The sequence below is a fragment of the Aeromonas sp. genome, from assembly GCF_050633025.1.
Taxonomy (GTDB): Bacteria; Pseudomonadota; Gammaproteobacteria; order Enterobacterales; family Aeromonadaceae; genus Aeromonas.
Genome location: NZ_JBODRQ010000071.1, coordinates 1 through 19019 on the forward strand (window position 1 = coordinate 1; position 19019 = coordinate 19019).

19 protein-coding genes, 1 pseudogene and 1 riboswitch are annotated in these 19019 nt (G+C 59.0%); of the genes and pseudogenes, 12 read left to right on the forward strand and 8 right to left on the reverse strand.

Translation table 11 applies throughout. From position 1 onward, the window contains the following. From ACRAUW_RS10930 to ACRAUW_RS10945, 4 genes and pseudogenes are all read left to right on the forward strand, one after another. Positions 1–262, forward strand: a 262-nt coding sequence (locus tag ACRAUW_RS10930; protein ID WP_431362299.1) for a hypothetical protein, incomplete at its 5' end; no start/stop codon positions are given. A gap of 127 nt (positions 263–389) precedes the next feature. Next, positions 390–842, forward strand: a complete 453-nt coding sequence (locus ACRAUW_RS10935) for a pullulanase (protein WP_431362300.1) — start codon at positions 390–392, stop codon at positions 840–842. Between the two features lie 180 nt (positions 843–1022). After that, positions 1023–1270, forward strand: a pseudogene (locus ACRAUW_RS10940) (NrdJb); the annotation flags it as partial. A gap of 220 nt (positions 1271–1490) precedes the next feature. Further along, positions 1491–2861 (forward strand): PhoH family protein, encoded by a 1371-nt coding sequence (locus tag ACRAUW_RS10945; protein ID WP_431362301.1) that lies wholly within the window; start codon positions 1491–1493, stop codon positions 2859–2861. A gap of 82 nt (positions 2862–2943) precedes the next feature. Here the strand turns inward: ACRAUW_RS10945 and thiQ are convergent, their stop codons facing one another. The 3 genes from thiQ to thiB are packed head-to-tail and all read right to left on the reverse strand — an operon-like array spanning position 2944 to position 6222. Then, positions 2944–3639, reverse strand: a complete 696-nt coding sequence (gene thiQ, locus ACRAUW_RS10950) for a thiamine ABC transporter ATP-binding protein (protein ID WP_431362302.1) — start codon at positions 3637–3639, stop codon at positions 2944–2946. Next, positions 3626–5245: a thiamine/thiamine pyrophosphate ABC transporter permease gene (thiP, locus tag ACRAUW_RS10955; RefSeq protein ID WP_431362303.1), complete on the reverse strand. Its 1620-nt coding sequence runs from the start codon at positions 5243–5245 to the stop codon at positions 3626–3628. The genes thiQ and thiP overlap by 14 nt, the downstream gene beginning before the upstream one ends. Then, complete coding sequence (gene thiB / locus ACRAUW_RS10960) at positions 5242–6222, reverse strand: thiamine ABC transporter substrate binding subunit (RefSeq protein ID WP_431362304.1); 981 nt, start codon at positions 6220–6222, stop codon at positions 5242–5244. Before thiB ends, thiP begins: the two co-directional genes overlap by 4 nt. Before the next feature lie 59 nt (positions 6223–6281). Then, positions 6282–6372, reverse strand: a riboswitch (TPP riboswitch). Positions 6373–6461: 89 nt separating this feature from the next. On the opposite strand from thiB, the gene ACRAUW_RS10965 reads away from it, so the two are divergent. After that, the gene (locus ACRAUW_RS10965) at positions 6462–6752 is read left to right on the forward strand and encodes a PilZ domain-containing protein (protein WP_431362305.1); all 291 of its coding nucleotides are present in this window, start codon (positions 6462–6464) and stop codon (positions 6750–6752) included. Between the two features lie 32 nt (positions 6753–6784). Here the strand turns inward: ACRAUW_RS10965 and ACRAUW_RS10970 are convergent, their stop codons facing one another. The 5 genes from ACRAUW_RS10970 to leuA all read right to left on the reverse strand — a co-directional run bounded on the left by ACRAUW_RS10970 (position 6785) and on the right by leuA (position 12518). Next, entirely contained in the window at positions 6785–7714 is a 930-nt protein-coding gene (locus tag ACRAUW_RS10970; RefSeq protein WP_431362316.1) for a transglutaminase domain-containing protein, read from the reverse strand. Between the two features lie 116 nt (positions 7715–7830). Then, positions 7831–8430: a 3-isopropylmalate dehydratase small subunit gene (gene leuD, locus ACRAUW_RS10975; protein ID WP_431362306.1), complete on the reverse strand. Its 600-nt coding sequence runs from the start codon at positions 8428–8430 to the stop codon at positions 7831–7833. 12 nt (positions 8431–8442) lie between these two features. Continuing rightward, positions 8443–9840, reverse strand: coding sequence for a 3-isopropylmalate dehydratase large subunit (gene leuC / locus ACRAUW_RS10980; protein WP_431362307.1), 1398 nt, complete (start codon positions 9838–9840; stop codon positions 8443–8445). Between the two features lie 33 nt (positions 9841–9873). Beyond that, positions 9874–10959: a 3-isopropylmalate dehydrogenase gene (gene leuB / locus ACRAUW_RS10985; RefSeq protein WP_431362308.1), complete on the reverse strand. Its 1086-nt coding sequence runs from the start codon at positions 10957–10959 to the stop codon at positions 9874–9876. After that, positions 10956–12518: a 2-isopropylmalate synthase gene (leuA, locus tag ACRAUW_RS10990; protein WP_431362309.1), complete on the reverse strand. Its 1563-nt coding sequence runs from the start codon at positions 12516–12518 to the stop codon at positions 10956–10958. The genes leuB and leuA overlap by 4 nt, the downstream gene beginning before the upstream one ends. Positions 12519–12927: 409 nt before the next feature. On the opposite strand from leuA, the gene ACRAUW_RS10995 reads away from it, so the two are divergent. The 7 genes from ACRAUW_RS10995 to ACRAUW_RS11025 all read left to right on the forward strand — a co-directional run. After that, complete coding sequence (locus ACRAUW_RS10995) at positions 12928–13548, forward strand: TetR/AcrR family transcriptional regulator (RefSeq protein WP_431362310.1); 621 nt, start codon at positions 12928–12930, stop codon at positions 13546–13548. 370 nt (positions 13549–13918) lie between these two features. Beyond that, positions 13919–14071: a hypothetical protein gene (locus ACRAUW_RS11000; RefSeq protein WP_431362311.1), complete on the forward strand. Its 153-nt coding sequence runs from the start codon at positions 13919–13921 to the stop codon at positions 14069–14071. Positions 14072–14464: 393 nt separating this feature from the next. After that, complete coding sequence (locus tag ACRAUW_RS11005; protein ID WP_431362312.1) at positions 14465–16183, forward strand: acetolactate synthase 3 large subunit; 1719 nt, start codon at positions 14465–14467, stop codon at positions 16181–16183. A gap of 91 nt (positions 16184–16274) precedes the next feature. Continuing rightward, entirely contained in the window at positions 16275–16769 is a 495-nt protein-coding gene (gene ilvN / locus ACRAUW_RS11010; protein WP_005311605.1) for an acetolactate synthase small subunit, read from the forward strand. A gap of 104 nt (positions 16770–16873) precedes the next feature. Next, positions 16874–17506, forward strand: a complete 633-nt coding sequence (locus ACRAUW_RS11015) for a LysE family translocator (RefSeq protein WP_431362313.1) — start codon at positions 16874–16876, stop codon at positions 17504–17506. Between the two features lie 118 nt (positions 17507–17624). Next, positions 17625–18563: a restriction endonuclease gene (locus tag ACRAUW_RS11020; protein ID WP_431362314.1), complete on the forward strand. Its 939-nt coding sequence runs from the start codon at positions 17625–17627 to the stop codon at positions 18561–18563. Positions 18564–18826: 263 nt separating this feature from the next. Further along, a partial coding sequence (locus tag ACRAUW_RS11025) for a hypothetical protein (protein WP_431362315.1) occupies positions 18827–19019 on the forward strand: 193 nt, incomplete at its 3' end.

Sequence of the window (19019 nt, forward strand, 5' to 3'; positions counted from 1 at the left end):
AGCGCCGATGGTAGTGTGGCATTCGCCATGCGAGAGTAGGACACTGCCAGGCACCAAAATTAAACGATTATGCGACAGCGTAGTCAGCCAGCGAGAGCAGAACGCTCTTGGCAGGCACCAAATACAAGAAACCCCGCTCATCAAGCGGGTTTTTTTATTGGCAGCAATTCATCGAATTTATCATCCCTCTCTTCCTGATATTCAATTTCCAAAAAAGCGTCAAAAGAACCTCAATTTTTGTTTTATATTTGCTGGCTCATAGGTTCAATGGGGTGGATATAAAAACACAGAATGTGATGCCTCTACCTTTCTTGTGATGCTTTCTCTGGTTTAATTCTCCGGTCCACATGGATGGACCAAGGAATCACAATAATTTAAGGAATAGACCCATGTTCAAAAGAACAGTAACGATGATGCTGGCGGCGGGAACCCTGGTATTAGGCGGGTGCGCCTCCAATGGTGGTGCAGTGCAGTCAGGGGCAGACAGCAGCGACTTTGGTGGTAAGTCCATCTACCTGCGCGGGGAGATGAACGACTGGATGGCGACTGATGAAAGCAAAGTCGTCAAGGTGGCCGACAAGCTCTACATGGCCAAAGGCACCCTCAAGAAAGAGTGGGCCCCTTACAAGTTCAAGTTTGCTGATTCAGGCTGGAGCTGTGGTACCAACTTTGGCTATAAGAGCCCGAGTGACGGAGTCGCCGTTTTGGGTGGTGAGGCTGTGCCCGTCAATCCTTGCTCCAAGTATGAAGATATGAAGTTTTCACCGGATGCCGATGGCGTCTATGAGTTCTATCTGAATATGTCGGGTGACACTCCGAGCGTTTACGTCAAGAAGCCCTGAACTATATCTGAGTATTAAGTGTCTCGGTAAATTAATCGATTAACAACCCCGGTCCAGAAATCTGTTGACCGGGGTGTTTTTTGGGTTCATCGCGGCTTTCCGACTCAGCTCGGCTGAGTTTAACAAGAGGCATTGGAGAACTGCTCGGGCTGCTTGAGCCGTGGCTGCCCGATCTTGTCAGGACACCTCATCGAGAGCCATTTCACCGAGATCGGCATGCTCAAGGTGCCGGGGCTGGACGAGCATCAGCAGGCGTTTCTGGCCGAGAAGCAAGCCGAGTTGAAGGCAGCTCAGGAGGCTGAAGAGCAACAGACTGGCAGTGGTTCTCCGGCCAATGCTGCGCTCTGCTACAAGTGCCATACCAAGGCGCTGGTGCTGAAGGATGGCTGCATGACCTCCTCAACTGTGGCGACTCCAAGTGCGGCTGACAGACATGCTCAAGTAGTTGAACGATATAAAAAAGACCGGCCACAGTACCGGTCTTTTTATTGCTGTTTTTATGCACAATCAAATCAGGCTGCCCAGTGATTTGTTGCGCGATAGTAAAATCGGGCGTAGCGTTGAAGGTAATAAAACTGTCACGGCCGTGTGGTTTCAATGACATCTGAGATTCACACTCGTGGCCCTTCAGTGCCAAGGAGGATGCTTATGGACAATACGGACCGAAAGCTGTTTATCCTGGATACCAACGTTCTGCTTCACGAACCCCTCGCTATCTACTCCTTCAAAGAGCACGATGTGCTCATCCCCATGACGGTGCTGGAAGAGCTCGATAACATCAAGGATCGCCACAAGGATGTCAGCCGCGACGCGCGGGTGGCCATTCGTGCGCTGGAAGATGTGTTCCGCGATGCGACTCCGGATCAGATCTCCCAGGGCGTTCCGCTGGCTGGCGAAGCGAGCGGCAATATCTGCATCTTCAGCGATCACCATCTGCCGCAGGATGCCGAGGTCTTTACCGACAAGGAGGCCGACAACCGCATCATCAACGCGGCCCTCTATCTGCAAAAGCACGAGTTGAAGCGTCAGGTGGTGCTGGTCACCAAAGACATCAACATGCGCCTCAAGGCCAAGGGGGCCGGACTTGCTCACGTTGAAGATTACCGCAGCGACCAGCTGATCGACGATATCCGCCTGCTGGCCAAAGGCTTTCAGGTGGTGCCCGGCAGCTTCTGGGAGCGGGTTGGGGAGTGCGAGAGCGAGACCCATGGCCGCGACACCATCCATGTGATCGATGCCAATCTGCTGGAAGGGGTCCACGTAAACCAGTATTTGGTGGATGAAGAGAATTTCTTCGCCGCCCGGGTGCTCAGCCACGATGGCAGCAAGATCCGCATCAAGGATCTGGGCCGCGAGCGGCTGATGTCCCGCAAGGCGTGGGGTGTCCATCCCAAGAACGTCTATCAGGGGATGGCGCTGGATGCGTTGCTCGATCCGCACATCGATCTGGTGATCCTGACCGGCCCGGCGGGTTGTGGCAAGACCTTGCTGGCCATGGCTGCTGCGCTGGAGCTGGTGATCGAGAAGGGGATCTACGAGAAGGTGATCGTCACCCGGAATACCCCGGAAATTGCCGAGAGCATCGGCTTCCTGCCCGGCACCGAGGAGGAGAAAATGATGCCCTGGCTGGCGGCGGTGACCGACACCCTGGAGGTGCTGCACAAGCAGGACGAGAATATGAGCGGCTCGCTCAGCTACATCATGGAGAAGGCCAACATCCAGTTCAAATCGGTCAACTTCATGCGCGGGCGCAGCATCCAGAACACCTTCGTGCTGCTGGATGAGTGCCAGAACCTGACCGCTTCCCAGATCAAGACCATCATCACCCGTTGCGGCGAAGGCACCAAGATCGTCTGCTCCGGTAACCTGGCCCAGATCGACTCCAACTACCTGAGTCCGGTGACCTCGGGTCTGACCTACATTGTCGAGCGTTTCAAGGATTTTGACGGCAGTGCCAACATCTTCCTCAACGGCGTGGTGCGCAGCCGACTGGCTTCGTTCGCCGAGGAAAATCTCTGATTTAGCTGACTATCTTCATATGAAAAAGGGAAGCCACTTGGCTTCCCTTTTTTGATCCCGTCACCAGTTCAGTGTCCTTGGGTCACTGTCCAAGGTAGCGCAGCAGCCCCGAGTGGTTGCTGTTTTGCAGAATATCCGGCGTGCCTTGCAGGGCGATGCGCCCCTCGTCGACAAAGAGCACCTGATCGGCAATCAGCTGGGCATCCTCCGGATTGTGGGAGACCATCAGTACGGTAATGCCCTGTTCGCAGGTGAGGCGCGCCACTTCGGCCAGCATCTCGCGGCGCAAGGCGGGATCGAGGGCAGAGAAGGGCTCATCCAGCAGCAGCAACGGTTTGCCTCGCACCAGCGCACGGGCCAGCCCGACCCGCTGCTGTTGGCCGCCGGAGAGCTGTTCAGGCTGGCGGTTTAACATCTCGCCAAGACCAACCCGCGCGGCTGCATCGATCACCTGTGCCTGCTGGGCAGCACTCAGGCGCAGCCCCGGGTGTAAGCCGATGGCGATGTTGTCGAACACCGACAGGTGGAGGAACAGGTTGTGATCCTGAAACAGGGTGGTGACTGGTCGCTCGGCCGGGCCCAGCGGCAGCAGATCTTCGCCATCGAAGCTGAGGCGGCCCGATTCCACCGGCACGAAGCCGGCGATCATCCCGAGCAGGGTCGACTTGCCTGCGCCGCTTGGGCCGATCAGTGCGGTGATCTCCCCCTTGGGCAGGGTCGCGCTGAAGCTGACGCGCCAGTCGGGGTAGCTGGTCACCAGCGTATCAATGTTCAGCATGTTTTCCTCCAAGACCCCGCTCCACCAGCCAGAACAGGGAGAAACAGAGCGTAAGCAGCAGCAGAGCGGTGGCTGCTGCCTCGGTCAATCGGTAGCTGCCGAGCTGCTGGTAGAGCAGCCAGGGCAGGGTGGTGAGCTCCTGACTGCCAAACATGGCGATGGCGCCGAGATCCCCCAGCGAGAGGATCATCGACAGCGCCATCGCCAGTGCCAGCGGACGGCGCAGCAGCGGCCACTCCACCAGTCGCAGGCGATGCAGGCCGCGCACCCCCAGACTGTCCGCCAGCCGATCGTACTGGCGTACCACCAACTGCATGGGGGCGGAGAGGGTGCGCATCACATAGGGCAGCGCCATCAGGGCGTTGACCAGTACTATCAGCCAGGGGCCGAGGGCGAACACGTCGGCAAAGGGCATAAACAGGATGAAGAGACCGGTAGAGAGCACCACAGCCGGGATCATCAGGATCATCGAGCCGCTGGCCTCCCACAGGGCGGCAGCCCGTCGCTGGCGGGTGCGTACCTTGAGGTGACGGCTGGTGAGCAGCAGGCCGCTGCCAAGCAGGGTCGCCAGGGTGCCTGCCGCCAGCGCAATCAGCAGCGATTGGCCGCTCGCCTGCCACAGCTTGCTGGAGGTGAGCGCTGTCAGCAGGCCGGGGTGAAGGCCTGCCACCACGATGGCCAGCAACGGTGGCAGAAAGATGGCGAGCCCGATACCGAGCGAGAGCAGATCCACCACGGCCGTGCCCTGCTGATGGCGATCCGGTCGCAGGCAGGGGCGACGGGGAGTCACCCTGCTGGCCGGGGTACTCTGCAGCTTGTGCTGCAGGGCGAGCAGGGCGGCGGTCAGGATCAGCTGCACCAGCGCCAGTCCGCCCGCGGTGGCGAGATCGAAGTCAAAGCGCAGCGCCTGATAGACGGCCACCTCCAGGGTGGTCGATTTCGGCCCGCCCCCCAGCGCCAGCACGGTAGTGAAGCTGGTGAAGCAGAGCATAAAGATAAGGCTGGCCAGCCCCGGCAATATGCCGCGAATAAGCGGCCACTCCAGCAGCCGGAAGATATGGGATGAGCGCATGCCGAGCTGGCTGGCGAGGCGCCAGCTCGATTCGGGGATGCTCTCTATGCTCTGCAGCATCAGGCGTGCCGCCAGCGGCATATTGAAGAAGACGTGGGCCAGCAGGATGCCGAACAGGCCGTAGAGATAATTGCCGGGATCCAGTCCCAGTGAGCGCAACAGCTGCGGCAGCCACCCCTGTTTGCCGTGTACCGCTACTATGCCGAAGATGGCGATGATGACCGGTAGCACCAGCGAGAGGCCGAACAGCTTGATCAGCAGGGTGCGGCCAACGAAACGGCGCCGCGCCAGCGCGCGGGCCACCGGAATGGCTAGCCCGAGACTGAACAGAGTGGAGAGCAGTGCCTGCCCCAGACTGAAGCCCAGCACATGGCGCAGATAAGGGTCTGCGAGCAGGGAGCGGGGCGCCAGCGAACCGGCCTGCCACAACAGGGCCGCCAGCGGCCCGAGGGATAACAGCAGGATCAACAGGGTGGCTGCACTGCCCGGCAGCCACCAGAGAGGACGAGCCTGTGGTTTCAGAGAACGGCTCACTGGGTGACGGCTTGCAGCCACTCGCGGATCCACCCTTTGCGATTGGCGGCCACCTCATAGCTGCTGAAGGCGAGCGGCTTGGCTACGGTGATCATCTGTTCGAAGCCCTTGGGCAGCGGCGTGTCGATGACCGGATACATCCAGTTGCCGGTCGGGATCTCGCTCTGGAAGGCGGAGCTCACCATAAATTGCAGGAACTGGTCAGCCAGCTTCTCCTGTTTGGCACTCTTCAGCTTGGCAGCCACTTCCACCTGACGGTAGTGACCCTCCTCGAAGGCGGCAGCCTGATACTGGGGCTTGTTCTCGGCAATCAGGTGATAGGCCGGAGAGGTGGTGTAGGAGAGCACCATGTCCGCTTCACCATCGAGGAACATGCCATAGGCCTCTGACCACCCCTTGGTGACGGTGACCGTCTTTTTGGCCAGCTCGCTCCAGGCGGCAGGCGCCTTGTCGCCGTAGACAGACTTCATCCACAGCATCAACCCCTGCCCCGGGGTAGAGGTGCGGGGATCCTGATAGATTACTTTGAGATCGGGGCGCTCCACCAGTTCTTTCAGGCTTTTTGGCGGCTGCTTGAGTTTGTCCTTGTCATAGACGAAAGCGAAGTAGCCGTAGTCGTAGGGGACAAAGGTGTCATCCTGCCAGCCACCCGGCACCTTGATGCCATCCAGCTTGGCGGGATGGGGGGCGAACAGGCCGCTCTGCTTGGCTTCACTGATGAGGGCATCGTCGAGTCCCAGCACCAGATCAGCCTTGCTGTGGTTGCCTTCCAGCCGCAACCGGTTGAGGATGGCGACCCCATCTTCGAGGGGAACCAGATTGAGGGTGCAGTCGCACTCTTTCTCGAAGGCCTGTTTGATCTTGGGCCCCGGCCCCCACTCGGCAGTGAAGGAGCTGTAGGTGTAGACGGTGAGGGTGTCGGCGGCGAACGCATTGGCCGACAGCAGGCCGGTGGTGACCAGCAGCAGGGTCTTCATGGGTGGCACTCCCTATTACTTGTTAATAACGAGGTGCCAGCGGGTGAGGGCGCAAAAATGAGCGCCATGCCTCAAATTCCTCCGCCAGCATTATCTGGATCAGGTACACGGGTATAATCTCAGCGGTAAACCGCACCCCGTTTGAGAAACGAACCGCATTGTATTAACGTTCTTTTGGGTAGACCAGCACAATTGTGCAATACCCATGAGATGACGCCCACCCAACAGAGGATGTTCGCGTGCTTACCAATACCAAGGAAAGGCGTGCCTTTGCGCGCATGGTCATCAATGCTCCGGTCACCGTCTATCAGCAGCAGCTGGTACTGGAGGGGATCTGCCGGGATCTCAGTGCCAACGGCATGGGGATTGCGGTCTCTGAACACCAGCTCGACATCAATCAGCCGATCCGGGTCAGTCTCGCCACCAACAATAACCTGTTGCCCCCCTTCGAAGCCCATGCCCGCATTATCCGGGTGCTGGAGGAGGAGCGCGGGTTGCTGCTGGCGGTAGAGTTTCTGCCTCAGGGTTAATCCTTTTTCTCCCTATCGGCAGAGGAAGGAGATTAGCCTTTCTCCTGAACCGGCTGCACACTCAACTGCTTGCTATCGACCAGCGTTTTGCTGGTCGATGCTATTTGGCCCGCAGGCAAGGTAGCGGGGCCGGTAGGCTCGAGCAGCAGGTAGTTCTGCCCTTGCCAGTTGAGGGTCACATCCCCCGGCTTGGCGGGTAGGTCAACGGCCAGCAGGGCATGGCCGGGGACGAACACCATGGCCTGTTTCAGCTCGGGGAAGAGCTGGGCCAGCAGGGCGGCCATCAGGGTTACCTTGCTGTCGCAATCACCCCGGTTCTGTTCCAGTACCTGACGGGGCGGGAGAAACCCCTTGCCCAGCCTTCCGTTCAGCCTGTCGAGCCGCTGATAGGGAATACTCTGGATAAAGGTGAGCATATGGGCCACGGTCTTCTGGCGCGCTTCCGTTTCTGTGCTACCTTGCTGCTTGAGTTGATCCGCCAGCGGAGCCAGCCCGCTGCGACTCTCCAGCGCGATGCGCACATGATCCTGCTTTATCGCCTGTTGCCCGTCCGGGGTGTTGAAGTACTGGAAGTAGTGTTTGGTCAGCCACCCCTGCTCCTCTTTGCTCCGCTGTGACTGCAGAAAGGCCATCGCCTCGCGCGCCTTGTCCTGGTTGCGGCTTTTCAGATGCAACTCCAGCGAGGGGCGAGCGAGGGTGAACTGTACCTCTGGGTAGCTCTGGCGTACCTCCCGCAGTAGCACTTGCAGCACATCTTTCTGCATTCTGGCCGGACGATAGGCGATAAGAGGTGGCAACTTGCCCTGCTCGAGGCGGTAGGTGAGCTGATGGGGTTTGCCTTCGCTGTCCTGCCAGCCGACGCTGATCTGGCCGAGGCTGTTGTTGAAGCTGGTTTGGCTGGCCCCCGCAGGCAGGGCAAGCAGCAGGGCACAGAGCAGAGGAATTGCCGTCGGTCTCTTCATCATCCTGTCCTGTGGCACGGGCCAGTTCCGGTGGCTCAATGTGGGAAGTGTAGCGGACAGCAAAACAGGGAGCCGAAGCTCCCTGTTGATGATGTTTGTTTTTTGCAACTGGCGCGTTAAATCCAGCTCGGTTGCTTCGCCTCAAAAGCGCTGATGGCGGCCTCGTGCTGCAGGGTCAGACCGATGGCATCCAGCCCGTTGAGCAGGCAGTAACGGCGAAACTCATCGATCTCGAAACCGAAGCAGAGGCTACCTGCACGTACCTGATTGGCCTCCAGATCCACCTCGATCTCGATGCCCGGCTGGGCGGCGACCAGCTGGAACAGTGCGTCGACCTCCTCCTCCTTCAGGCGCACCGGTACCATGCCATTGTTGATGGAGTTGCCGTAGAAGATGTCGGCAAAGCTCGGGGCAATGATGGTCTTGAAGCCGTAGTCGGCCAGCGCCCAGGGGGCGTGTTCGCGGCTCGAGCCGCAGCCGAAGTTCTCGCGGGCCAGTAGAATGCTGGCACCGGCGAATTGCGGTTGGTTGAGCACGAACTCGGGATCGGGCTGCTGGCCGGCATCGTCCAGAAAGCGCCAGTCGTGGAACAGGTGCTTGCCAAAACCGATGCGATTGACCTTCTGCAGAAACTGCTTGGGAATGATGGCGTCGGTGTCGACGTTGGCGCTGTCGAGGGGGACGACGATCCCTTTATGTTGTTTGAATCCTGTCATCATTGGTTCCTCTTACAGTGCGCGAATGTCGGCTAAGCGGCCGGTGACGGCGGCAGCGGCGGCCATGGCCGGGCTCACCAGATGGGTGCGGCCTGCGCGGCCCTGACGTCCTTCGAAGTTGCGGTTGCTGGTGGAGGCGCAGCGCTCCCCCGGTTGCAGCCGGTCGTTGTTCATCGCCAGACACATGGAGCAGCCGGGCAGGCGCCACTCAAAACCGGCCTCGATAAAGATCTTGTCCAGACCCTCGGCTTCGGCCTGCGCCTTCACCTGCTCGGAGCCCGGCACCACCAGCGCCTGCACGCCTGCGGCCACCTTGCGACCGCGGGCGATGGCTGCTGCGGCACGCAGATCCTCGATGCGGCTGTTGGTGCAGGATCCTATGAACACCTTGTCGATGGTGACGTCTGAGAGCTTCTGGCCCGGTTGCAAGTCCATGTAGGCGAGCGCCTTGCGGGCGGACTGCTGCTCCATCAGATCGCTGAAGGATTCCGGTGCCGGAATCGGTTCATTGACGGCAATCACCTGACCCGGGTTGGTGCCCCAGGTGACCTGCGGGGCGATATCGGCGGCGTCCAGCACTACTTCTGCATCGAAGTGGGCACTTTCATCGCTCTTGAGGCTCTGCCAGTAGGCGATAGCCTGCTCCAGCGCCTCGCCTTTGGGGGCAAACTCCTTGCCACGGATGTAGTCGATGGTGGTCTGGTCGGGGGCGATCATGCCCGCCTTGGCGCCCAGCTCGATGGCCATGTTGCACACCGTCATCCGCCCTTCCATGGTGAGCCCTTCGATGGCTTCGCCTGCGAACTCCACCACGTAGCCGGTACCGCCTGCGTGGCCAACTTTACCGATGATGGCCAGCACCACGTCCTTGGCGCTGATGCCTGTGGCCAGCTTGCCGTTGACCGAAATCCGCATGGTCTTGGCCCGGCCCTGTTTCAGGGTCTGGGTGGCCATCACATGTTCCACCTCGGAGGTGCCGATACCGAACGCCAGTGAACCGAAGGCACCGTGGGTGGCGGTGTGGGAGTCGCCACAGACGATGGTGGTGCCGGGCAGGGTTATACCGAGCTCGGGGCCCATCACATGGACGATCCCCTGATATTTGTGGTTGAGATCGTAGAGGCGAACCCCGAACTCCTTGCAGTTGGCGGCGAGCGTCTCCATCTGGATGCGGGCCATCTCGCCGGAGGCAGCGATGTCCTTAGTGGTGGTGGATACGTTGTGATCCATGGTGGCCCAGGTCAGGTCCGGGCGGCGCAGCTGGCGATTCATGGCGCGCAGGCCGTCGAATGCCTGCGGGCTGGTCACTTCATGCACCAGATGGCGGTCGATGTAGATGAGGGGGGTCTCCCCCTCCACTTCCCGTACCACGTGGGCGTCGAATACTTTCTGATAGAGGGTCTTGGCCATTGCTTCTCTCTTCCTTGTTCTCTGTTATGCGGCTCAGATCCGGGCGGCGATCTGGCTACCCATCTCGGACGTGCTCTGCACCGGATGGCGGGCGCTGGCCTGATGCAGGTCGGCGGTGAAGTAACCCTCGGCCAGGGTCTGGGCCACGGCCTGCTCGATGGCCTGGGCGGCGGTTTCCTGGCCCAGACTGTAGCGCAGCATCAGGGCGGCGGAGAGGATCTGGGCGATGGGGTTGGCAATACCCTTGCCGGCGATATCAGGGGCTGAACCACCGGCCGGTTCGAACAGGCCGAAACCCGATTCGTTGAGGCTGGCAGAGGGGAGCAGCCCCATGGAGCCGGTGATCATGGCGCACTCGTCGGAGAGGATGTCGCCGAACAGGTTGGAGCAGAGCAGCACATCGAACTGGGAGGGATCCTTGATGAGTTGCATGGTGGCGTTGTCGATATACATATGGTTCAGCGCCACGTCTGGGTAGGATTTGGCGACTTCGGTCACCACCTCGCGCCACAGGATGGAAGAGGCGAGCACATTGGCCTTGTCGATGGAGGTGACCTTGCCACGGCGCACACGCGCCGACTCAAAGGCAATCTTGGCGATGCGCTCAATCTCGAAGCGATGGTATACCTCGGTATCGAACGCCTTCTCGGTGGGGCCTTCCCCTTCACGCCCCTTGGGCTGACCGAAGTAGATGCCGCCGGTCAGCTCGCGCACGCAGGCGATGTCAAAACCGCGATCCGAGATGTCGGCCCGCAGCGGCGAGAACTGCTCGAGGCCGGTATAGATGCGGGCCGGACGCAGGTTGCAGAACAGCTTGAAGTGGGCACGCAGGGGCAGCAGGGCGCCGCGCTCCGGCTGATCGTTGGGGGGCAGGTGCTCCCACTTGGGGCCGCCCACCGAGCCAAACAGCACAGCATCGGCAGCTTCACAGCCTTTGATGGTGCTTTGTGGCAGCGGGGTGCCGTGGTTGTCGATGGCGATGCCGCCCACGTCATGGTGCTCGTAGTCGAGAGCGAAGCCGAACCTGGCCTGCACCTTTTCCAGCACCTTGACGGCCTCGGCCATCACTTCCGGGCCAATGCCGTCACCCGGCAATACTGCGATCCGATAACTGCTCATACTGTCTCCGTCTTGATAGTGTTATTTCGTTCCATCTGTTCGGCGACCTGATCGGCGCGCCAGATGCTGTTGATCACATGGAGCAGGGCGTGGGCCGAGGATTCGATGATGTCGGTGGCCAGCCCCATGCCGTGGAATTTGCGTCCCTTGTACTCGGCGACGATATCGACCTGGCCGAGGGCATCTTCCCCTTCGCCCTTAGCTTTGAGGGCATATTTGTCGATGCGGATCTCATAGCCGGTGATGCGGTTGATGCACTGGTAGACCGCATCCACCGGGCCGTTGCCGGTAGCCGCTTCGCAGATCAGATCCTGCCCCACCTTCAATTTGACCGAGGCGGTGGCCAGCACCGAGCTGCCGCTCTGGACCCCGAGGTACTCCAGCTTGAAGTGCTCCGGCTCCTCGTGGATCTGGCTGAAGAAGGCCAGTGCTTCGAGGTCGTAGTCAAACACCTGCCCCTTCTTGTCGGCCAGGGTCAGGAACTTGCCGTAGAGGTGGTCGAGGTCGTAGCTGCTCTCGGCGTAGCCCATGGACTCCATCCGGTGCTTGATGACGTGGCGGCCGGAGCGGGAGGTCATGTTGAGGTTGTTCTGGGTCAGACCAATGCTCTCGGGAGTGATGATTTCGTAGGTATTTTTCGCCTTGAGCACCCCATCCTGATGGATGCCGGAGCTGTGGGAGAAGGCATTGGCTCCGACAATCGCTTTGTTCGGTTGCACCGGCATGTTGCACAGCTGGCTGACCAGCGTGCTGGTGCGATGAATTTCGCTGTGACGGATGTTGGTGTGCACCCCAAGCAGATCGGCGCGGGTTTTGAGGATCATCGCCACCTCTTCCAGCGAGCAGTTGCCGGCCCGCTCGCCGATACCGTTGATGGTGCACTCGATCTGGCGGGCCCCCATCTGCACCGCGCCGATGGAGTTGGCCACCGAGAGCCCCAGATCGTCGTGGCAGTGGACCGAGATGATCGCCTTGTCGATGTTGGGCACCCGGTTGAACAGGGTATGGATGATGCCGGAGAACTCGGTCGGTACCGTGTAGCCGACGGTATCGGGGATATTGATGGTGCGGGCGCCCGCCTTGATGGCGGCCTCGACCATGCGACAGAGATTATCAATCGGCGTGCGGCCCGCATCCTCGCAGGAGAACTCCACATCATCGGTGTAGCGCAGAGCGTGCTTGATGGCGCCAACCCCCATCTCCAGCACATCTTCGAAGCTCTTTTTCAGCTTGCTCTCTACATGGATGGAGGAGGTGGAGATGAAGGTGTGGATTCGAAACGCCTCGGCGACCCGCAAGGCTTCGCCAGCGGCGTCGATATCCTTGGGCAGGGCGCGGGCGAGGGCGCAGACCCGGCTGTTTTTGATGTGGCGGGCGATGGTCTGCACCGATTGAAAATCGCCGGGAGAGGAGACCGGGAAGCCCACCTCCATGACGTCGACACCGAGCCGCTCCAGTGCCTGGGCGATCTGCAGCTTCTCCTTGACTGTCAAACTGGCCGCCAGGGCCTGCTCACCATCACGCAAGGTGGTGTCGAATATGATGACCCGATCTGACATGTGACTTCCCTCTTCCTAAGTTCGGTAACGTGCATCCTGTGGCGGCATAAAAAAACCCGTGCAGGGTGCACGGGTTTTTGTAAATTCCGGCTATGCCTTAGCCCGGCTACAAGGATCCCGCGCGAGTTAACGCGATTAGGGAGATTAGTAGTAGCGGGGTGGCAATACGCATGACGTTGTTATTCCTTCCAGTTGACAACCCTTTTACCAATATCGAGATTTTTATGCTGTGTCAACACGGAAAGTCAGGGGCAATCTACTGACGTATTTAATCGTATTGTAAATGATTGCAAATTTCCTTGTCCCATATTCGGCCCATGACCGATTATCTGGTCATTCCTGCTGTGCTCTATTCTCTGCACAACCAGATCGACTTAATCAGCATTGGCTGAATTATCTGAGGTGTTAAATGGAAAAACGTAGACCAGGTCGTCCGGTCGGACGTTCTGACATTCGTGACAAGTTGCTTGCTGCCGCCCGTGAGCGTTTTCTCAATACTCCCTATAGCAAGGTGACTACCCGCGAAATCGCGGAGCTTGCTGGCTCCAATCTGGCAATGATCCACTACTACTTCGGCAGTAAAGAGGGTCTTTACAAAGCGGTGCTGGGCGATGTCGCCGAGCCGCTTGACCATGCCTGGCAAGATGAACAGAGCAATCACAGCCTTAACGAACTCCTCAACACCTACTATCAGGTGATGGCACCTAACAGCGAGCTGACCTCGGCTATCTCCAGCGCATTGTCGACCGAGAAGAGCCCGGGCCGGGATTTTGTGCTGAATCGCCTGCTGGAACGCCAGCTTCCCCAGTTCGATGCCCTGCTGGAAACCATGAAGTCCAATGGCGAGCTGGGCGACACACTGGATCCCGAGATGCTGAAGATCTCCTTCCTCAGCATGATGTGGCAGCCGTTCGTGATGAAAGATCTCTACGAGCAGGTGTTTGGCCTGAAAGTAGACGAACAGTTCATGGCCCGTCTGGCGGATCACAACTGCCGTCTGATGGAGACCGGTCTGCGCGGTAGCCACTGATTTTGCCGCAACATCGAGATTTAAAAGGGCCATTCGGCCCTTTTTTCATAAATCTGTTATCCCTTGTTCAACGTCATCCTCCTTTACGTCGTGCAGGCCTTCTGCAGGATCCGGGGGCGAGGATCCCGTCTGTTGTGCAAGGCGCCGGCAACGGCCATATCAGCCACAGTCGCACACAGACCAGGGCACTGAGCTGCACCGGGGCGAGAGGGGATTATCTTTTCGGCGATCGCCCTGCGTCCTCTGTTTCCGAATGAGGGGAGTGAGCGTTCGAGCTCGATGTGGGCTTGTTTATCCGGCTGCTGGTTATCGCAAGTGAGCGTTGTTGACTAGACTGAAAGGTGATCCCACCAAGGAGAGGACGGAGCAAATGCGCTTTACCAATGAAAATGGCGAAGTCATGAACCTGGCTGACAATCTCACCCTGCACGAGCTGCTCGATATGGGGGTCAGCATTTCGGTCTGTGAAGAGACCGATCCGGATCAGCAGATTTGGCTGGCCGAGCCGGATCAGGAGAACTGAGCCGATCATCCGGCATCAGGCCCGCCGCTGAACGGCGGGCTTTTTTGTGGCTGTTTTTCCCCTCTGCGGAATGTTCCGCTGGCTATTCCTCGACTCCCTTCCCTTTTGTCTCATGGCCGCTGCGGCAAGTCATTGAATGTTAATAGCCGGTTGAAATGTATGACTGTTCTGGTCAGATAAAGCCGTGGACAAGCGTTATGAAGCGGGTTAAGTTGGTTTTTCACCCGATTTTCGGGTGAATGACGGAAAAATCCTTTTTTTCACCTGTCGACGGGGCTGAATTGGGCCGATCTGCATTCAGATAACAACAAGAAACGGATCGGGCTGTGCCGGGAAGCACGGTATCGTCGGCGGGATTCGTTAAACACGGAGCAAAGCCTGGAGGGCTTTATCATGGAGATGTTATCAGGCGCCCAGATGGTGGTTAGAGCGCTGGAGGATCAGGGAGTTGAACACGTCTTCGGCTACCCTGGTGGCTCGGTGCTCGACATCTATGACGCTCTCTTCGAAAACGGCAAGATGGAGCATGTCTTGGTGCGGCATGAGCAAGCCGCGGTTCACATGGCTGACGGTTACGCCCGTTCCACCGGCAAGGTGGGGACAGTGCTGGTAACGTCAGGCCCGGGGGCGACCAACTGCATTACCGGTATTGCCACCGCCTATATGGATTCCATTCCGCTGGTGATCCTCTCCGGTCAGGTGCCGACCAGCATGATCGGTGAGGATGCGTTCCAGGAGACCGACATGATCGGTATCTCCCGCCCGGTGGTGAAGCACAGCTTCCTGTGCAAGAAGGCGAGCGATATTCCCGAGGCCATCAAGAAGGCCTACTACATTGCCGCCAGCGGCCGCCCGGGGCCGGTGGTGGTGGATCTGCCCAAAGATGTGCAGAATCCGAAAGAAAAATTCCCCTACCAGTATCCCGAGACGGTCTCCCTGCGCTCCTACAACCCGACCAAGTCTGGCCATAAAGGGCAGATCAAGCGGGCTGCCAAGATGCTGGTGGATGCCCAGCGCCCGGTGATGTATGTGGGCGGCGGTGCCATCAACGCCAATGCGGATCATCTGGTGACCAAGCTGGCGGAGCTGCTGAACCTGCCGGTGACCACCACCCTGATGGGACTGGGGGCCTTCTCCGGCGTCCATCCGCAATTTATCGGCATGCTGGGGATGCATGGCACCTTCGAAGCCAACAAGACCATGCACAACGCGGATCTCATCTTCGCCGTCGGTGCCCGCTTCGATGACCGCGTCACCAACAACGTGGCCAAGTTCTGCCCCAATGCCACCGTGGTCCATATCGATATCGACCCCACCTCCATCTCCAAGACGGTGCAGGCCCATGTGCCCATCGTCGGCTCGGTGGAAACCGTGTTGGAGCAGATGCTGGAAGTGATCCGCGAGTGTGGCTTCGATAACGACAAGGAGGCGCTGGCGGACTGGTGGAGCCAGATCAACCAGTGGCGCTCCCGTCACTGTCTGGCCTACGAAAAGTCGGCCACCCAGATCAAGCCGCAACAGGTTATCGAGACCCTCTACAAGGTGACTCAGGGTCAGGCGTTCGTTGCCTCCGACGTGGGCCAGCACCAGATGTTTGCTGCCCTCTACTACCCGTTTGCCAAACCGCGCCAGTGGATCAACTCCGGTGGCCTCGGCACCATGGGCTTCGGTATTCCGGCCGCCATGGGGGCCCAGTTTGCCAACCCGGATGCGGTGGTCTGCTGCGTCACCGGCGATGGCTCGGTGCAGATGAACATTCAGGAGCTCTCCACCTGCATGCAGTACGGAGTGCCCATCAAGATCATCTCCATCAACAACCGTGCACTGGGCATGGTCAAGCAGTGGCAGAAGATGTTCTACGGCGGTCGTCACAGCCACTCCTACATGGAGTCACTGCCGGACTTCGTCAAACTGGCGGAAGCCTATGGCCACGTCGGTATCGCGGTGAGCGATCCGGCCGAGCTGGAGAGCGCTATGGAGAAAGCCTTCGCCATGAAGGAGCGGCTGGTGTTTATGGATATCTCGGTCGACCCGGATGAGCACGTCTATCCGATGCAGATCAAGTTTGGCGCCATGGACGAGATGTGGCTGAGCAAGACGGAGAGAACCTGACGATGGAACATATTATTTCGGTCGTGCTCAAGAAGCTCAAGTTTGGTTCCATCAAGGACGAGATGTGGCTGAGCAAGGCGGGGGAATTATCATGAGACACATCATTTCAGTACTGCTGGAGAACGAATCCGGCGCCCTGAGCCGCGTGGTGGGTCTCTTCTCCCAGCGTGGCTACAACATCGAGACCCTGACGGTGGCGCCGACCGAGGATCCCACCCTGTCGCGCATGACTATCGTCACCATGGGTGACGAGCGGGTGCTGGAGCAGATCCAGAAGCAACTGCACAAGCTGGTGGATGTGCTCAAGGTGTGCGACCTGAGTGAAGGGGAGCATATCGAGCGGGAGATCGCGCTGGTCAAGGCGCGCGCCGCCGGTGGTGCCCGTGACGAGCTGAAACGGCTGGCGGATATCTTCCGCGGCCAGATTGTCGACGTTACTCCCGAGCAGTACACGGTACAGCTGGTGGGTACCAGCGAGAAGCTGGATGCCTTTATCAAGACTGCCGCCCAGACCAACGAGATCATCGAAGTGGTGCGCTCCGGCGTCTGCGGCATCTCGCGGGCGGACAAGGCGCTGCGGCCCTGATGGCTGGCGGGACAGCTGATGACACGTCTGCTGCCGCAGAGTGAAAGGAAAGAGGGCTCTGCGGAGCCCTTTTTGTTTGGTTTTTCTTTACGAGGGGAGGGGAGATGTTCGGGATCCACGATTTGGCGCTGTTTATGGTCTCGGGGCTGCTGCTCAATATCATGCCGGGGCCGGACTCCCTGCTCATCATGTTTCGCAGCGGGTCGCAGGGATGGCGTGCCGGTTCGGCGGCCGCGCTGGGGATAGGAACCGGCACCATGATCCATGTGCTGGCGGCAGCCCTCGGTCTGTCGGCCCTGCTCAGTACCTCGGCCGAGCTGTTTGCCCTTATCAAGCTGGCTGGCGCCATCTACCTCATTTATCTGGGGTTTTCCCTGCTGCGCCAGCAAACGACGGGGGCAATGGAGAGAGGGGCCACCTTGCCTGCTCTCTCCTATGGCCAGATTTATCGGCAGGGAGTGTTGACCAATGTGCTCAACCCCAAGGTGGCGCTCTTTTTCCTCGCCTTCGTGCCCCAGTTCATCGCGCCGGATGCTCCCGACAAGGCGCTCGCCTTTATCCTGCTCGGTTGCATCTTCAACCTGAACGGGATGATCTGGTGCCACTTTCTGGTCTTCAGCACGGCATACGCTCGCAACAAGGTGAAGTTGCCAGCCCGGATTGGCCGCTGGCTCAACCGCGGCATCGGCACCCTGTTTGTCGGGCTCGGGATCAAGCTGGCTCTTTCCAGCCGCTAACTGGCGGCCAGGAGACGTTCAAGAAGGGATCTGACGCACAGGGTCGAGCCGAGAACATGGCCCCAAGCAGGTCGCTGTGGCAAGATAAGCCCCTGTTTTATCTCGATCCGGTTGCCTGATGAAAGAAACCCTGCCCAGCTATGAAGCCATGATGCCAGCCGTGCTCAAGGTATTGGCCGATGGTGTCGCCCGCCCTCTGCGTGAGGTATTCGAGCGGGTTTGCCAGCACTATGCCTTTACTCCGGAGCAGTTGGCCGACACCTTGCCAAGTGGCCGCCAAACCACGCTGCGCAGCCGGGTCGGCTGGGCCAAGACCTATCTGGTCAAGGCGGGCCTCATCGAGCAACCCAAGCGGGGCATCTGCCTTATCACCGAACGGGGTAAGGCGGCACTGGTATCGGGGCAGTCAATCGACAACCACTATCTGGCCCAATTCAACGAATTCGTGGCGTTTACCCTGGCCTCCAGTGAGAGCGCTGGCAATACGCAGCACGCCTTAGTGACCCCGACAGACACGCTAACACCGGAGCAGGCCAGCACCCCGCAAGAGCAGATTGAGCTGGCGCTGGCCGCCATCAATCGCTCCCTTGCCGATGACCTGCTGGCCGAAATCCTTGGCCTTTCCCCTCGTTTCTTTGAACAGCTGGTGGTCGATCTGATGGTGGCCATGGGCTATGGCGGCAGCCAGCAGGATGCGGCCCGCACCACTCGCTACAGCAGCGATGGCGGCATCGACGGCATCATCAAGGAGGACAGGCTGGGGCTCGACTCCATCTACCTGCAGGCCAAGCGCTATACAGACAAAACCGTCGGGCGTCCCGAGATCCAGTCTTTCGCGGGGGCGCTGGATCTGCACAAGGCCCGCAAGGGGGTCTTTATCACCACCGCCAGCTTTAGCCGTGAGGCGCAGGAGTATGTGGGTTTGATAGAGAAGCGCATCGTGCTGATCGATGGTGCCCGCCTTGCCGCCCTGATGATCGAATACGGCGTCGGCGTCACCACCCGCCAGACCCTCACCATCAAGACCCTGGATTCGGATTACTTTCTGGAAGAGTGATCATCAGCGAGTGCAGCGCTTTCTATTTCTCGACGATCAGAGTGTGCGGTAAAAATGTACGAAACAGTGTTTCACGGACGACGATTTAAACCCCGCCTCGTTCGTCACAGAAGTTAAAGCGGCTCAAAGGGTATGCGTTGCTGACATTGAATGTAAGCAACATTAGGTCTAAGGACTGAATATATATTCAAGAAAAGTCTGACTATATAGTGGCCTGACACCCCATGTGACAATAATGCTTGGTTATCTTGCAGGATAGAGTGATGTATCAATACCGATTACCCGAGGAGCTGGACAAAGTGAGCCAGCAGCAAGCCGACACAACCCGCATCGTAGTAGAGCAGGAGCTTGAAGCACTGGACACTGTGGTCAACGAAGCGGAACAGAAGCGGCGCGGTAGTTTTTATATGGACGCCGATCAACGTCAACGTGGCTATGACGAGTTGTATCGCCACG

Excerpts from the sequence above, each read along its gene's own strand:
- ACRAUW_RS10935 (WP_431362300.1), top strand. The coding sequence starts at position 390 with ATGTTCAAAAGAACAGTAACGATGATGCTGGCGGCGGGAACCCTGGTA.
- ACRAUW_RS10945 (WP_431362301.1), top strand. The coding sequence starts at position 1,491 with ATGGACAATACGGACCGAAAGCTGTTTATCCTGGATACCAACGTTCTG.
- thiQ (WP_431362302.1), bottom strand. The coding sequence starts at position 3,639 with ATGCTGAACATTGATACGCTGGTGACCAGCTACCCCGACTGGCGCGTC.
- thiB (WP_431362304.1), bottom strand. The coding sequence starts at position 6,222 with ATGAAGACCCTGCTGCTGGTCACCACCGGCCTGCTGTCGGCCAATGCG.
- ACRAUW_RS10970 (WP_431362316.1), bottom strand. The coding sequence starts at position 7,714 with ATGAAGAGACCGACGGCAATTCCTCTGCTCTGTGCCCTGCTGCTTGCC.
- leuD (WP_431362306.1), bottom strand. The coding sequence starts at position 8,430 with ATGACAGGATTCAAACAACATAAAGGGATCGTCGTCCCCCTCGACAGC.
- leuC (WP_431362307.1), bottom strand. The coding sequence starts at position 9,840 with ATGGCCAAGACCCTCTATCAGAAAGTATTCGACGCCCACGTGGTACGG.
- leuB (WP_431362308.1), bottom strand. The coding sequence starts at position 10,959 with ATGAGCAGTTATCGGATCGCAGTATTGCCGGGTGACGGCATTGGCCCG.
- leuA (WP_431362309.1), bottom strand. The coding sequence starts at position 12,518 with ATGTCAGATCGGGTCATCATATTCGACACCACCTTGCGTGATGGTGAG.
- ACRAUW_RS10995 (WP_431362310.1), top strand. The coding sequence starts at position 12,928 with ATGGAAAAACGTAGACCAGGTCGTCCGGTCGGACGTTCTGACATTCGT.
- ACRAUW_RS11000 (WP_431362311.1), top strand. The coding sequence starts at position 13,919 with ATGCGCTTTACCAATGAAAATGGCGAAGTCATGAACCTGGCTGACAAT.
- ACRAUW_RS11005 (WP_431362312.1), top strand. The coding sequence starts at position 14,465 with ATGGAGATGTTATCAGGCGCCCAGATGGTGGTTAGAGCGCTGGAGGAT.
- ilvN (WP_005311605.1), top strand. The coding sequence starts at position 16,275 with ATGAGACACATCATTTCAGTACTGCTGGAGAACGAATCCGGCGCCCTG.
- ACRAUW_RS11015 (WP_431362313.1), top strand. The coding sequence starts at position 16,874 with ATGTTCGGGATCCACGATTTGGCGCTGTTTATGGTCTCGGGGCTGCTG.
- ACRAUW_RS11020 (WP_431362314.1), top strand. The coding sequence starts at position 17,625 with ATGAAAGAAACCCTGCCCAGCTATGAAGCCATGATGCCAGCCGTGCTC.